This window comes from Dictyobacter vulcani, from assembly GCF_008974265.1.
Classification (GTDB): Bacteria; Chloroflexota; Ktedonobacteria; order Ktedonobacterales; family Ktedonobacteraceae; genus Dictyobacter; species Dictyobacter vulcani.
In genome coordinates this window covers 945,207-959,037 of record NZ_BKZW01000001.1, presented here as the reverse complement: position 1 = coordinate 959,037, position 13,831 = coordinate 945,207, and the positions used below count along the sequence as shown (strand labels likewise).

The following is a 13,831-nucleotide window of genomic DNA, read 5'->3' as shown; positions in this document are numbered from 1 at the left end:
GTCAGTCGGAGACGGAGAGATTTTCTGGCTCCTGCTGACCTGATGCTGCCTGTTTTGAGGTCATTTCCTGTTCAATACGCTCGGCTTTAAGGCGTTTCTCTTGTTCTCGCCGTTCCTGTTTGAGGCGCTTTTTTTCTTCAGCTTTTCTCTGCGCTTCAGGATCTACATTGAGCAGGTTCATAGCTGCTTCCAATCCTTTTTCCAGGTACAGAGGGATCGCCTCCGCGGCCTTGCGCTCGCTGATTTCTAGCTCGATACGCTCGTCTCCCGCTGGCACACCCAGTACATAATTGACGGTATCGATCCGCGAATTAGCGGGACGGCCAATACCGACGCGCAGACGTGGAAACTGGTTGGTATGGAGATGACTGATCAGACTATTGATGCCATTATGTCCACCGGAACTGCCCTGCGGGCGCAGGCGTATTTGTCCCATCGGTAAGTCTAATTCGTCATAGATGACAAGAATATCATCAGGCTCGATTTTGAACCAGCGTACCAGCTCACCAACCGCCTCGCCGCTATTGTTCATAAACGTAGTTGGTTTGACCAGCACAACTTTTTCAATGCCAATCGTGCCATTTGCGATCATGGCCCGGCCACGACGTTCCCAGCGCATAGAATACGTGGTAGCAAGGAAATCCACAACGTGGAAACCCACGTTGTGGCGTGTCTTTTCATATTGGGAGCCGGGATTGCCCAGGCCGATGATTAATTTCATACCTATATCTTACCTGTTAGCGACCGAAAGCCAGACGTGTTGCCAGATAATGCGGCAATTTGGCCTTCTCGATTTTTTCCTGTGTTTTTCCAAATGAATAAGCTATGCGATAAAAATCGAAGCCACGTTCGGTATCATACACCATAAAGGCTGCTCGTGGATCTCCATCACGTGGTTGGCCGACACCACCGGGATTCACAATCGCGCGATAGCCGGATGGAGCCTGCCAGAAGCCCTCGGGTGGCACCAGCATCTCGTTCGTGACCTCAATCATACTCTGACTCAGGCCTAGCAGCGTCAGGAGCTCTTCGATCTCCTGATTGCTGCGCTCTTCTGCACTCTGGATGGTCTCTTCAGATGAGACTTCATCGACGGGCTCTTCAAATGTCTCGTCGTCTGTATTCTCTTCCTGGATCTCTACCTGTTCTTCATCCTCTTTGGTTTTCTGGTTGGTAATTATCTCTTTGAGATCAGAGGGAGTATCAGGGTTGACCTCAGGAGCATCATCTGCGATCTGATGTTGTAGATCTGCGATGGCGTCAGCTGCATCTGCGACCAGATTTTGCAGATGTTCGGCCTCGGTATGGGGACCTTCAGTTTGTTCAGCTGCCGGATTGTTCTGGGCAAATGCATGGCTTGCTCCACTGGTCTCTGTTTTTTCGAGCAGAGCTTCGACCACCGCTTTTTTCTCATCCTCATCGATTTGTGGCTCACTCTCTGTCTCATCGAGACCTTCGGTGATTTCATCGACTTCAAGAGGACGAGTGGGTGTGTTTGCCACCGTATCGGGTTGCTGGAAAATAACAGGCACATGGGTATGGCCGACAAAACAGAAGCGGCTATTGAAGTGTTGAAAACTTCGCTCTGCGAGAATCTCTTCAGTCAGGTATTCCCAGAGCGGTCCATAAGGACTACCATGGACCAATAAGCACTCATTTTTTTGAATTCGCTCGGGTAGATTCGCGAGAAACTCGCGATTCTCATCAGTGAGTTGGGTCGCAGTCCACTCCGCAGAGATGCGGGCGGCCTCGCTAAAATCATCTAAATCTAGTTTTCCGACCGCAGCCCAATCGTGATTACCAGCGATAATAACATCCGTGCGTTCTCGCAGTTTCTTAATGCACTCATTGGGATTTGGTCCATAGCCAACCAGATCTCCCAGGAACCAGACCTCATCGATTGGCTCCTCTTGAGATATTTCATCAATTTTGGCAAGCACTGCTTCTAGTGCTTCTAAATTCGCGTGAATATCGGTAAAGATTGCGTAACGCATGCAGCATACTCTATTCAAAATATATAATACTTGTAAGTGAGACTTATTTTATCATGTTTGAGACAACCTTACTAGTAGTCTACTATTAAAAAGCAGGGCTTTCCAATTCTCTTTTTGTCCCGCCTTCGGCGGGAGAAGAGGGAGGAGATGCGAGGACACCTCGCGCTCCGGCAAGGGGCTGGCCGCCCCTTGCATCCCCGCTTGCAACGAGAATTGGAAAGCCCTGTATTAAAAAGCAATCGTGAACGTCACTCAATCGTGGCTAGCGAAATCGCCACAACGCAACAATGGAAAGCTGATCAGTAGTGCGGAAACGTGACAACCAGTCAGGCGACTTCGCTCACACGATTGAATGGCATGATTTGTTGATGCAGATGAAAAACATGTGTCCCTTATGGTATACTCAAGTTCGAATGATAGTGCAGTTTCTGATCGGCCAGCGTGGCGACTTCTCCTTTATATATATAGCCTGGTCGATGGAACGATCGAAAAAGTTTTTGTAAGGGGGACGTAATGGCACGACCTGTAACACTTTTCACTGGCCAATGGGGCGACCTGCCTTTAGAAGAGCTTGCTGCCAAAGCGAGCCGTTGGGGGTTTGATGGCCTTGAACTGGCTTCGTCCGGTCAGCATTTTGATGAAGTACGTATCCTCAATGAGCCTGGCTATGCAGAGTCTCTACGTGCGATTTTAGATAAGCACAACTTAAAAGTGTATGCCATTGGTGCGCACTTAATCGGTCAGGCAACCTGTGATCCAATTGATCCGCGCCATAAAAATATTTTGCCTGCCGAAATCTGGGGCGATGGCGAACAAGAAGGTGTGCGTAAACGGGCTGCTGAGCGTATGAAAGATATCGCGCGTGCCGCCGCCAAATTTGGAGTCGACCGTGTGACTGGCTTTACTGGTTCGGCCGTCTGGCATATGCTTTATTCTTTCCCGCCCAATGATTTTGCCGAGATCGAGCGCGGTTATGAAGAATTCGCGCAGCGCTGGAATCCTATTATCGATGTCTTTGATCAAGAGGGTGTCAAATTTGCTCTGGAAGTTCACCCCACCGAAATCGCTTATGATTTTGTGACGACGCGTAAGACACTGGATGCCATTAACAATCGTCCAGGTTTTGGCATCAACTTTGATCCCAGCCACCTGGTACCACAGTTCCTGGATTCAGCCACCTTCCTGGCAGAATTCGCGGAGCGCATTTATCATGTGCATGTGAAGGATTCCAAGCGCCATTTGAATGGTCGCCGCAGCATCCTGGCTTCCCACCTGAATTTTGGTGAGGCTGAGCGTGGTTGGGATTTTGTCTCACCTGGCCATGGCGATGTGGATTTCGAGTCGATTATCCGTACATTGAACCGCATTGGTTATCAGGGTCCGCTCTCCATCGAATGGGAAGATTCTGGTATGGATCGTGAGTATGGAGCCCAGGATGCGCTGGCCTTTGTACGTCGCTCTGACTTTGCACCATCAAATGTGGCTTTTGATGCGGCTTTCAGCAAAAAATAAGGGTATTCAGCGCGATAAAGAGAGAGGACGCCATAACGGTGTCCTCTTTTTGTATAGAAAAACTGATCTGCAGAGTTATTCCTTTGGTGGTAGCACTGGTAATTGAAAACCCCAATCCAGCAGCGTGGCTGCTTCTTTATTGCGCAGTGTTTCATCCGGACTATTCAAAATGACGCCAATCAAATGGTGCTGCCCGCGTGCCGCAGAGAAGACCAGACAGTAGCCGGCGCCAAAGGTGTGTCCTGTTTTAATCCCACTGATGCCCGGGTATGTCCCGAGCAACTTATTGGTGTTGGTCCATACCAGATCCCGATTGGGAGCGTGGGCGGTATAGGTTTGTGTGCGCACAATCTGCGCAAAGAGTGGAATACTCATGGCATAGCGGCTTAAGATCGCCAGATCATAGGCTGTGGTGTAGTGTGTTGTACTGTCGGCAGTCAGGCCGTCAGGACTATTAAAATGTGTCTGGAAGAGGTGAAGGCGATGGGCAAAAAGATTCATGCGTGCAACGAAGACGGTTCGATCTCCACCACCCAGTTCATCGGTAATCGCATAGGCAGCATCGTTACCAGAGGCTAGCATCAAAGCATAGAGCATATCCCTGAGCGGCAACACATCCCCCACTACCAGGCCTGCGCTACTTCCATCATCCAGTACCACCCGATCAATGGCATCCTGATGGACATGGATAGGCTGATCTAGATTCGCCGTTTGAATGATGATCAAAGCAGTCATAATCTTCGTTGTGCTAGCCATCAGCAATGGTTTTTCCGCTTGTTTCTCATAGAGGACATGGCCTGTATCGGCATCGAGGAGCAGGCTGGCGGTGGCTGTAATGTCGGGAGGTGAGCCTTTTGCTGTCAATACTGGTTGAGGGGTTGGCACAGGTGTTGGTGATGCCAGTGGTAGCGGGGTCGGAGTTGGTGGGGCGGTGATGCCGGTCGTCGTGAGAAAAGAGGTGCCTGCGGGGGTAAAAACAAGAACGGAAGTTAAAATCAGCAAAAAAATTGCCAGGCAAAGAAGAGAAACTACAAGAATACGACGTCCCATTATACTCTATTACCTATTCATTTTTTATAGTAGATGGTAAAAAAGGCGCTCTGGTCCTTCCTGTAAAGATAGATGAGAAGGAACAGAGCGTCAAAAAAGAAGTTTTATAGGTTAGGCCAGAGGGTATGGTAATCGGTGACTTTCTCAAAGGCATCAGCAATGCGTAAGATGACATCTTCTTTAAAGACATTGCCCAGCAATTGCAGTCCAACTGGCAGGCCATCATTGAAGCCACCAGGGATTGAGACGCCGCAGATACCAGCCAGGTTCGCAGGAATAGTAAAGACGTCCTGCAAGTACATCTGATAGGGATCTGAGATTTCACCAATTTTGAAGGCGACGGTAGGCGCCGCAGGACTCACCAGAGCATCGAATTTCTCAAAAGCCTGATCAAAGTCCTGTTTGATCAGCGCGCGGATCTTCTCTGCCCGTTTGTAATATGCATCATAATAACCGGCTGAGAGTGCATAGGTACCCAGCATGATACGGCGTTTTACCTCGGCACCAAAGCCAATTTCGCGCGTCTTTTCCATCGCTTCCCACATATCGCTGGTATCGCGATAGGAGTAGCCATATTTCACACCATCGTAGCGAGACAGATTTGAGCTGGCCTCAGCTGGAGCGATGATATAGTAGGCGGCGACACCATATTTTGTATGAGGGAGTGAGACCGGGCTGATTTCCGCACCGAGTTCACGCAGGCGTTCAATGTTGGCTTTAACCGTACTGACCACGCCAGGCTGTGTACCCTCAACCCAATATTCCTCGGGAACACCAATGCGCAATCCTTTGATGCTGCCTGAGAGCGCAGCTTCATAGTCCTGGACTGGTTCAGTTGAGCTGGTACCATCGCGGCGATCATGACCAGCAATGGCCTGGAGCAGGAGAGTTGCGTCGCGAGCGTTGCGGGCAAAGGGTCCGATCTGATCCAGCGAAGACGCAAAGGCAATCAAGCCAAAGCGCGAGACACGGCCATAGGTTGGTTTCAGTCCAACCAGATTACAGAGTGATCCAGGCTGGCGAATCGAGCCGCCGGTATCACTACCATACGAGCCCATTGCCATGCCAGCCGCAACCGCCGCCGCCGAGCCGCCGCTACTACCGCCAGGAGCCCGTTCAAGGTCCCAGGGATTATTGGTGGGAAAGAATGCTGAATGTTCGGTGGAGGATCCCATCGCGAACTCGTCCATGTTGGTCTTACCCACCATGACAAAGCCCGTCTCATTCAAGCGCTCCATGACCGTTGCGTTATACGGAGGCTTAAAGTTCTCTAGCATCCGTGAGCCACTGGTGGTGGTAATATCTTTGGTGCAGATGACATCTTTTATAGCCAGTGGGATACCCGTTAGAGGATGGAGATTGTCGCCGCTCGCAAAGCGCTTATCGGCTTCCCTGGCCTGCTCGAGCGCAAGCTCATCGGTGACCAGTGTAAAGGCCTTTACTTTCGGCTCTACCTCACGAATGCGTTCCAGATGAGCCTGTGTCAATTCGACGGCCGAAATTTTACGCTGACGTAACAGTTCGCCAGCTTCAGTAATGCTTAACTTATATAACTCAGTCATCGTAGCCTACTCCTCCTCCAGTACCGCATTAACCTTCAGGCAATTTTCATCCTGATCAGGAGCATTCGCCAGCAACACCTCGGGTGGATAGGATGGCTCTGGCGCATCCACGCGCATCACATTGGTCTTGCGCGAGGCATGTGCTGTTGGGGAAACGCCACTCACATCCGCTTCCTGTAAAATATGGATGTGGTCAAGAATGGCGGAAAGTTGATTGCCAAAGGTATCAACCTCTTCCTCGCTCAGCCCCAGTCTGGCGAGTTTGGCTACATTTTGTACCGTCTCGCGATCAATCATACAGTATCCTCTTCTATCTCTAACCTGCTACCATCTGATGTGGAAGCCGCTTACATGTTCCGTGGGTTGTCTCCAGGTTGTCTGTACGTCGTGTACCTGTGCCGCTGATGGTCCCTGTCGCAACAGGGCCAGAAGCTGTTCGAGAGCGGAGTGCGTCCCCTGGGCGACTACTTCAACGTCGCCAGTACTATCATTACGAACGTATCCATCTAATCCCAGGGTAAGGGCCCTCTGGACGACAAAATAGCGAAAACCTACACCCTGTACAAGTCCGACTACCACTGCGTAGAGTTCTTCTTTTTGGTGCGGATTGTTCTGGCTCATGTCTTCCATAATAGCATAGACTGGCCTTTGAGGATAGTCCCTGTTAGGGTGGACGAAGATATTATAACTATTCCTGAGATATATGAATAAGGATAGGCGTATATTTATAAAGAAGGATGCAACAAAAACATATCACGCATCGTACTAATTAGAAAAGTCTGCGCACCGTTATCTTCACCATGAACAGCATAGCTTTGTTGTACTCAGGATGGGTAAGTGATACCATAGTAGATACCAGTCGCTGTTCCTCGCAGTTTTGAATAAATAGTGTCGATGCGTCCGTTCAAATAAAATCTTGAGTGGAGTAATGAATGCAGTCAGTACAAGACCTTGCTAGCGCTGTGCAGCGTGTTATTGGAAACGTTGAACGGGTCATTGTAGGTAAAGCTGAGCCCGTTGCGTTTAGTTTGATTGCGGTAATTTGCCATGGGCATATTTTGATTGAAGATGTCCCTGGAGTCGGTAAGACTGTACTTACTAAATCAATTGCGCGTTCAATTGGTTGCTCTTTTAAACGTATCCAGTTTACGCCTGATTTGTTACCAAGTGACGTGACTGGTGTCTCTATTTACAATCAGAAGAATGGCAACTTTGAGTTTCGCCCGGGACCGATTATGTCACAGATTGTGCTGGCAGACGAGGTGAACCGAGCGACTCCCAAAACCCAATCTGCCTTGCTTGAAGCCATGGAAGAAGCGCAGATTACCGTGGATGGTGTAACGTACCGTCTGCCACAGCCCTTTATGGTCATGGCTACCCAGAATCCCATTGAGTATGAAGGTACCTTTCCTTTACCAGAAGCCCAGCTAGATCGCTTCATGATGAGTATTCAGCTTGGTTATCCAAAGCCAGAAGATGAAATCAATATTCTGGATAGCCATCAACACCATCATCCCCTCGAAGATCTGGCCCAGATTATGACCGCTGAAGAACTGGTATTGATTCAGCAGCAGGTACGTAGCATACATGTTGATCCATCGATACGTGAATATATTGTGGCCATCGCTAACGCGACGCGCAAGCATGCACAGATCTATCTGGGTGTGAGCCCGCGCGGTTCTCTGGCCCTTTTTCGTGCTGCCCAGGCTCTGGCCGCCATTCGTGGCCGTGGCTATGTGATTCCTGATGATGTGAAATTATTAGCCAAGCCTACACTCGCCCATCGTATCATTGTTACGCCTGCTGCACGTGTACGCTCGGTCACCTCAGCAAATCTCCTGGATGAGATTTTAAAAGAAGTGCCAGTACCAAATGCGTGGGTTGGTGGAAGGGGGCGCTAACGATGCGTCCCTGGCAAGTTTTTTTACTTATTCTGGTTCTGGCCTTTTTTGCTGTGAGCAGTGCCTGGAAAGTGCTGTATGTGCTTACCTATGTGTTGGTGGTCATGTTTGTGTTGTCCTGGATATGGACGCGCTTCAGTCTGCGTCAGATGGTTTTTCGCCGCAACTCGTCAGTAGGGCGGGTACAGGTTGGTGAAATGTTTGAAGAGGAATTGATGCTGGACAACCTGAGTGCAATGCCAAAGCTCTGGGTACAGATTGCTGATGGTTCCACGTTGCCAGGCCATTGGGCTGGCTATGTTGCCAGCATGGGTGGACGCAAGCGAGCCAGATGGCGTGCCCGCAGCATTTGTCGACAGCGTGGCCGTTTTCAACTGGGACCCGTCATGGCTATGAGCGGCGATCCTTTTGGCCTGTTTCGGCGCCACATTGTGCTGGCGCCTGCCAGGGAAGTAATGGTTCTGCCGCGTGTATATCCTTTGTCGAATTTCACCCTTTTTACCGGTGGATTGCCGGGACGAGGCAAGCATTCTCGCCGTGCACTGCAGACGACAACGACACCTACTACTATCCGTGAATATGTGAGTGGTGATGCATTGAGCCGTATTCACTGGCGTTCCAGTGCGCACTACAATAAATTAATGGTCAAAGAATTTGATCTGGACCCGGCGGTGGATGCCTGGATCTTTTTAGATCTCCATGAAGCCGTGCAGGCTGGTGAGGGTGAAGAGTCTACTGAAGAATATGCGGTGACGATTGCAGCCACACTGGCAACGTACCTGTTACAGCAAGATTTTTCTCTGGGCATGATTGTCAATGGCGAGCGACGGGAAGTGCTCTCGCTTGACCGTGGAGAGCGGCAGATTGAGCGTGTGCTGGAACTATTGGCCGTCGTAACTGCTGGTCCTGGTCCTGAGCTTAAAGAAGCTCTGGCCATGGACTCATTCCACTTTGGCAGAAATACGGTTGCTATCGTTATTACCCCGGCTAATTCACAGGATTGGCATGAAAGTTTGCGCCACCTGAAGTTACGAGGTGTCCAAACGGCGGTGATAGGACTTGATGCTGCCTCTTTTGAAGAGCAACCACCAGACGAAGACACATTTGCTTTGCTCGAAGGATCCGGCATTCCGGTCATTCATGTGCGAAGTGGTGAAGCGATTTCTCAGCTTTTAGAAACTGGTTCTACTATGCGTTCAAGATAACAGAGGTGAACGTATGCGCAATGCGGCGATGGAACGTCTTTCCAAACTTATTACAGATCCTCCAGAAAGGCCCCGGCGTAGTCGGGCCAGCAATGAGAATAAATTTTCGGCGAAAAGTTTTGCTGTTCATTTAGATGAAGGCTGGTTTTCATTTTTTCTCCTGGCCCTGCTGGTCTTCTGTGTGACCTGGTGTATCCAGGTCGCTAACTGGGTTGATAATCTGAATACACTGACTTTTTCAACCCTCTTAGCCTTGATATTTGGTGTCTGGTCGGCGAAGCAGCGGCATTTCCCTCCTGTGTTCGTCTATGGAAGTGCAATCGTCCTGGGGATCCTCTTCGCCGTCTGGCGCATGCTGGCACTTTTTTATAATGGCAGTATGAGTCAGGGTTTACAGGGAGCCGCTCATTGGTTTGCACTTGTATCGGCGAATCGACCTAATGGTGAAGATGGCATATTCTTCCTGTTTATCATCTTTGCTTGCTATATACTCACCTACTTCAGCGCGCTTTTACTGTATCGCTGGCATCATCCCTGGCTTGTCGTGGTATTGAATGCGGTTGCTTTGATCTTCAACTTGAATAGCGTTGCTACTCCTTATGTAATTTTGCTGGCTATCTTTCTGTTGGCCGCGCTGCTGTTATTGTTGCGGGTCAATCTCTATCAAGCCATCTATGGTTGGCGACGCAAAGGTCTGCGCTACTCGGATGATCTTAGCTGGGATTTCATGCAAACCGGAATCGTGATCACCATTGGCATCCTGCTTTTTTCCTGGCTTCTTCCTGGCTACTATGCAGAGCCGCATCTGGCGCAGATCTGGACGACAAAAGGACCGCTGGGGCAGTTTGCTAATGTGTTTAATAATTCCTTTGCTAACTCAAACAATCAAGTCGCTGCCAATCATGGCAATTTCAAAGACACGCTTACTCTGGGTGGCAATCCCAATCTGACCACCGATACCGTTTTTAAAGTGAAGGTCGATACTCCTGACCCTCAATATCTTACATTGGTGACGTATGATACATATGATCAAGGCTGGTCAATTGCTTACTCCGATCAAAAGTATCATATTGCCGCCAACACGACGCTGGTTACCAGCACAAAGAAAACCCATACGGTAAAGCAGACAATTGATGTGGTATTAGCTCCAGGTGAGCAGCAACCATATCTATTGGGTGCCTCCGATATTATTCAAATGTCTGTACCTGCCAATGCTTTAGACGGGAGTGGAGGGATTATTGCCTGGCTGGGAGATGACACGACCAGTTTGAAGGCTGGTATGCATTATACCGTCGTCTCCACGGCCTCGTCGGCAGATAAAGAATCTTTGCGTGCCATTCCCATGCCCGCTGATGCCCCTGCCTTTAATCCCAATCAAAATCCTAATGCAGAAGAGCCCATTGAATATTTTAATCCCCAGACAGTAAAAGATTTTAGTGTGGTGCCTACCTATTTACAGAAAGACAAACGTATTAAAGATCTGGCGGAGAAAATTGTCGCACAGTCCGGGGCGAAGACGATGTATGACAAGGTAGAGGCGCTGGAAAGTTATCTGCGTTTGCACTACAGTTACAATACGAATATTCATCCCCGGGCCGGGGCGGATCCCGTGCTATGGTTCTTGTTTGATAATAAAAATCATGACGGCTATTGTAACTATTTTTCAACGGCTATGACCTTGATGGCCCGCTCGCTGGGCATCCCTGCCCGAGAAGTTGCTGGCTATGCTCCCGGTACGTATGACAGTGGTCAGTATGTAATTCGTGGTGTGGATGCGCATAGCTGGACTCAGGTCTATTTTGCTGGCTATGGCTGGATTAATTTTGAGCCGTCGGCCAGTTTTAAAACCTTTACGCGTCCTTTGCCTGATCAATATACTGGTAGTAGTTCAACCACTCCTGGAGACAATCATATTACGCTACCAGCACCGGGAATCAATGCTCATCGTAATCGTAATATTGATAATCCTGCTGATAGTGGTAGTGGCGGTTCAACAAACAATCAAGCACAGGAACAGTTTTTGACCCAATTGTATATTACCCTGGGAAGTATCTTGATTTTGATTGTCATGGCAGGCGTGATTTTTGCATTCTGGTGGCGACGGCTTTTTAGCCAGTATAGTCTGGCCACGCAGTTGTATGGTCGTGTCTGTACTCTGGCTGAGTGGGCGGGTATTAAGCGTAGCTCATCACAGACGCCATATGAGTATTTTCGCTATCTTGCCGGTTCGGCTCTATCCACAAAGGATGATGCAGTGGCGCTTGATCGTCTGGCAGATATCTATGTGCGTGAACGCTGGGCTGATCCTGAAAGTTCTGAACATCCCCGGTCTGCGGATGAGAGTAATGAATTGCCTGGTTTATGGAAACGCTTGCGCTTGCACCTGTTTTTCTATGTACTCAGGCATCCGGCCTTCTTACGGCGCGTACCGGATGCATTGGTGCGCTTCTATAAAAGCGTGCAGAAAAAACGGCGCAAGCGCAAAACTCCGCAGATTGAATTTTAGCATGGAGTGCTTGACCTATAGTGTCCATTCTCGTACACTATAGGTTGCGGCCTCCTGTCATGCTAACTGTGGGCTGCAATTTCTATGGTTATTGTTTGGTAGGAGGATTCCATGTCTGAGAATGAAGTTGTCAATTCAGAGCAATTTTTAATACCGTTGGTGATTCCTGAAAAACGGGATTTAGAGCTCCCGGGTGCTGCACCTATGCGCCTGCAGACGCTTGATCTGGCCCGGCATATTGCCATCGCGCCCGATAAGAAGCAGTATGTTGTTGCTACTTTTGCTGATCCGAATATGGGGCGTGCCTATGTGACGTATGTCTATCCCCAGCAGGGTGGCTATCATACGCTGGTGCGTTTACCAGTCTGTGAGTTTGCGGCTGAGGACGCAGATGATGCCATTGAGCGGCACATTAAATTGGTGCAGGTTATCCAGCAAGGCAAGTTAAAAACCTATCTAAAGCAGAAATAGTTTGCACTGGTTATTCTGGTCATGAAATTGTTCTGATATTCCTCTTGACATATCGCAAGTGTATTCCGTATACTTGAACTGAGCGGGGATTACATGTGTAATCCCCAATACCTCACGTATTCGTGAGACGATTTTCTACATATTTTTCGCAAATCTAATGAAAGGAGATGGCAAGCATGATAACTGGTCGTATGCTATTCACCACCTGCGCGTGTGAATTCCCAGATATTACCGACCACAAAACTCGTGTTTTGCCTGATGCCATGAACAACATGCATACTGTTGCCTTTGTGCATAGTGGACTTCCATTGTTTGTCGCCATTGGGATCAGTGCGCCCATCTCCTGGGGGAGACCACCGGACATAATTTGACGGTGAGTCGAATGTAAGAAGAAACCCCTCAAGCCGTGGGCACTGGTGAAGCAGAAAATCCAGTCCCGCGGTTTTTTATTGTGCTTTTTTCTGGAATTGTATGGTGTTTTGTTTGCCACAGGAGGGTGTGATGTTATTTGGAGGTAGGAAGATGAAATGGTAGAAGCGACTGATTTGTTACTGGCAACTTGTACAGATCCTGGACTGTTCAAATGTACGATGTACAAATTCACCCGTCAAATTACGCTATCCAGGGTGATAACAGGACTGGATATTGCGAAGGAGAAAAACTCTTGGCTACTCTGGATTTAGAAATGAATTCTCTGTTAAAAGATATTACGATTGATCCGGCCAATGATGCCGTTGTTATTGATGGCGTATCAAAAATTTTTAAAAAGTCACGTCCTCTTCTGAGTCGCTGGCACAAAGAAGCCGTAGAAGCTAAACAGAAACGTGAAGTGCGCGCGGTAGATAACGTAAATCTGACCGTTAAGCGGCGCGAGATTGTGGGGATCCTGGGTGCCAACGGCTCGGGAAAATCTACCTTGATCCGTATGCTTTCCACCTTACTTATTCCGGATGAAGGTACGGTGCGTATTTTCGGCTATGACGTTATTAAGGATGAGGCTGTTGTACAGAAATTGATCAATCGGGTCAGTGTTGAGGCCTCGTTCTTCAAAAAGCTTTCTCCCATGGAGAACCTGCTGTACGCAGCGCGACTTTACAATATGAGCGGTGCAGAAGCGAGGAAGAACATCCGCGAGATTCTGACACGCCTGGGAATCAAGCCGGATCGCATTGATGCACCATTAGAGGATATGTCCCGTGGTATGCAACAGAAAGTTGCGATCGCACGTGCCTTCCTGACCTCACCTATCCTGCTGTTGCTGGATGAGCCAACGACAGGACTTGATCCACGCTCCAAGATCGACGTGCAGACGTTTGTCAACGAATTGCGGGACGTGCATGATGCCACCATTCTGATTACAACGCACGACATGGATGAGGCGGAAGCTCTTTGTGATCGGGTAGCCATTATTGATAAGGGACGCATTGTGGCTATGGGTGAGACTCAGGCCCTGAAACGCGTCGTGGCCGATATACGCGGCCAGGTCGAGCCAGTCTCGATGAATGAAGTCTTTATGCATTATACCGCTGCCCACCTGATCACGGAAGAACAAGTGAAGCGTTATGGCAGCTGGGAGAAAGCTTTTGAAGCGTTGGAAGCCCAGCGCGAGGAAGAAGAATAAGGGGGAATC

The 13,831-nt window shown here is 49.0% G+C and carries 14 protein-coding genes; 8 read left to right on the top strand and 6 right to left on the bottom strand.

The genetic code is table 11. From position 1 onward, the window contains the following. Position 1: 1 nt before the first annotated feature. The gene (pth, locus tag KDW_RS04000) at positions 2-721 is read right to left on the bottom strand and encodes an aminoacyl-tRNA hydrolase (RefSeq protein WP_151754767.1); all 720 of its coding nucleotides are present in this window, start codon (positions 719-721) and stop codon (positions 2-4) included. A 16-nt stretch (positions 722-737) separates the two neighbouring features. Then, complete coding sequence (locus tag KDW_RS03995) at positions 738-1,994, bottom strand: metallophosphoesterase family protein (RefSeq protein WP_151754766.1); 1,257 nt, start codon at positions 1,992-1,994, stop codon at positions 738-740. 147 nt (positions 1,995-2,141) lie between these two features. Here KDW_RS03995 and KDW_RS31530 point away from each other — a divergent pair, with 147 nt between their 5' ends. Continuing rightward, the gene (locus KDW_RS31530; RefSeq protein ID WP_162004931.1) at positions 2,142-2,300 is read left to right on the top strand and encodes a hypothetical protein; all 159 of its coding nucleotides are present in this window, start codon (positions 2,142-2,144) and stop codon (positions 2,298-2,300) included. 207 nt (positions 2,301-2,507) lie between these two features. Next, positions 2,508-3,506, top strand: coding sequence for a sugar phosphate isomerase/epimerase family protein (locus KDW_RS03990; RefSeq protein ID WP_151754765.1), 999 nt, complete (start codon positions 2,508-2,510; stop codon positions 3,504-3,506). Positions 3,507-3,581: 75 nt separating this feature from the next. Here the strand turns inward: KDW_RS03990 and KDW_RS03985 are convergent, their stop codons facing one another. From KDW_RS03985 to KDW_RS03970, 4 genes are all read right to left on the bottom strand, one after another. Beyond that, positions 3,582-4,556, bottom strand: coding sequence for a D-alanyl-D-alanine carboxypeptidase family protein (locus KDW_RS03985; RefSeq protein WP_151754764.1), 975 nt, complete (start codon positions 4,554-4,556; stop codon positions 3,582-3,584). 104 nt (positions 4,557-4,660) lie between these two features. Further along, the gene (gatA, locus tag KDW_RS03980; protein ID WP_151754763.1) at positions 4,661-6,118 is read right to left on the bottom strand and encodes an Asp-tRNA(Asn)/Glu-tRNA(Gln) amidotransferase subunit GatA; all 1,458 of its coding nucleotides are present in this window, start codon (positions 6,116-6,118) and stop codon (positions 4,661-4,663) included. 6 nt (positions 6,119-6,124) lie between these two features. Then, positions 6,125-6,415: an Asp-tRNA(Asn)/Glu-tRNA(Gln) amidotransferase subunit GatC gene (gene gatC / locus KDW_RS03975; protein WP_151754762.1), complete on the bottom strand. Its 291-nt coding sequence runs from the start codon at positions 6,413-6,415 to the stop codon at positions 6,125-6,127. A gap of 27 nt (positions 6,416-6,442) precedes the next feature. Beyond that, positions 6,443-6,739, bottom strand: coding sequence for an acylphosphatase (locus KDW_RS03970; protein ID WP_151754761.1), 297 nt, complete (start codon positions 6,737-6,739; stop codon positions 6,443-6,445). Between the two features lie 311 nt (positions 6,740-7,050). On the opposite strand from KDW_RS03970, the gene KDW_RS03965 reads away from it, so the two are divergent. The 6 genes from KDW_RS03965 (at position 7,051) to KDW_RS03940 (ending at position 13,822) form a co-directional block, all read left to right on the top strand. Next, the gene (locus KDW_RS03965; RefSeq protein WP_151754760.1) at positions 7,051-8,019 is read left to right on the top strand and encodes an AAA family ATPase; all 969 of its coding nucleotides are present in this window, start codon (positions 7,051-7,053) and stop codon (positions 8,017-8,019) included. Between the two features lie 2 nt (positions 8,020-8,021). Continuing rightward, complete coding sequence (locus tag KDW_RS03960; protein WP_151754759.1) at positions 8,022-9,224, top strand: DUF58 domain-containing protein; 1,203 nt, start codon at positions 8,022-8,024, stop codon at positions 9,222-9,224. A 13-nt stretch (positions 9,225-9,237) separates the two neighbouring features. Beyond that, on the top strand, positions 9,238-11,730 hold the full coding sequence (locus KDW_RS03955) for a transglutaminase TgpA family protein (protein WP_151754758.1): 2,493 nt from the start codon (positions 9,238-9,240) through the stop codon (positions 11,728-11,730). Positions 11,731-11,841: 111 nt separating this feature from the next. Beyond that, positions 11,842-12,201 (top strand): hypothetical protein, encoded by a 360-nt coding sequence (locus KDW_RS03950; RefSeq protein WP_151754757.1) that lies wholly within the window; start codon positions 11,842-11,844, stop codon positions 12,199-12,201. Between the two features lie 176 nt (positions 12,202-12,377). Further along, positions 12,378-12,572: a hypothetical protein gene (locus tag KDW_RS03945; RefSeq protein ID WP_151754756.1), complete on the top strand. Its 195-nt coding sequence runs from the start codon at positions 12,378-12,380 to the stop codon at positions 12,570-12,572. 293 nt (positions 12,573-12,865) lie between these two features. Beyond that, complete coding sequence (locus KDW_RS03940) at positions 12,866-13,822, top strand: ABC transporter ATP-binding protein (RefSeq protein ID WP_233097607.1); 957 nt, start codon at positions 12,866-12,868, stop codon at positions 13,820-13,822. The last annotated feature ends 9 nt before the right edge of the window (positions 13,823-13,831 follow it).

Excerpts from the sequence above, each read along its gene's own strand:
- pth (WP_151754767.1), bottom strand. The coding sequence starts at position 721 with ATGAAATTAATCATCGGCCTGGGCAATCCCGGCTCCCAATATGAAAAG.
- KDW_RS03995 (WP_151754766.1), bottom strand. The coding sequence starts at position 1,994 with ATGCGTTACGCAATCTTTACCGATATTCACGCGAATTTAGAAGCACTA.
- KDW_RS31530 (WP_162004931.1), top strand. The coding sequence starts at position 2,142 with ATGCGAGGACACCTCGCGCTCCGGCAAGGGGCTGGCCGCCCCTTGCAT.
- KDW_RS03990 (WP_151754765.1), top strand. The coding sequence starts at position 2,508 with ATGGCACGACCTGTAACACTTTTCACTGGCCAATGGGGCGACCTGCCT.
- KDW_RS03985 (WP_151754764.1), bottom strand. The coding sequence starts at position 4,556 with ATGGGACGTCGTATTCTTGTAGTTTCTCTTCTTTGCCTGGCAATTTTT.
- gatA (WP_151754763.1), bottom strand. The coding sequence starts at position 6,118 with ATGACTGAGTTATATAAGTTAAGCATTACTGAAGCTGGCGAACTGTTA.
- gatC (WP_151754762.1), bottom strand. The coding sequence starts at position 6,415 with ATGATTGATCGCGAGACGGTACAAAATGTAGCCAAACTCGCCAGACTG.
- KDW_RS03970 (WP_151754761.1), bottom strand. The coding sequence starts at position 6,739 with ATGAGCCAGAACAATCCGCACCAAAAAGAAGAACTCTACGCAGTGGTA.
- KDW_RS03965 (WP_151754760.1), top strand. The coding sequence starts at position 7,051 with ATGCAGTCAGTACAAGACCTTGCTAGCGCTGTGCAGCGTGTTATTGGA.
- KDW_RS03960 (WP_151754759.1), top strand. The coding sequence starts at position 8,022 with ATGCGTCCCTGGCAAGTTTTTTTACTTATTCTGGTTCTGGCCTTTTTT.
- KDW_RS03955 (WP_151754758.1), top strand. The coding sequence starts at position 9,238 with ATGCGCAATGCGGCGATGGAACGTCTTTCCAAACTTATTACAGATCCT.
- KDW_RS03950 (WP_151754757.1), top strand. The coding sequence starts at position 11,842 with ATGTCTGAGAATGAAGTTGTCAATTCAGAGCAATTTTTAATACCGTTG.
- KDW_RS03945 (WP_151754756.1), top strand. The coding sequence starts at position 12,378 with ATGATAACTGGTCGTATGCTATTCACCACCTGCGCGTGTGAATTCCCA.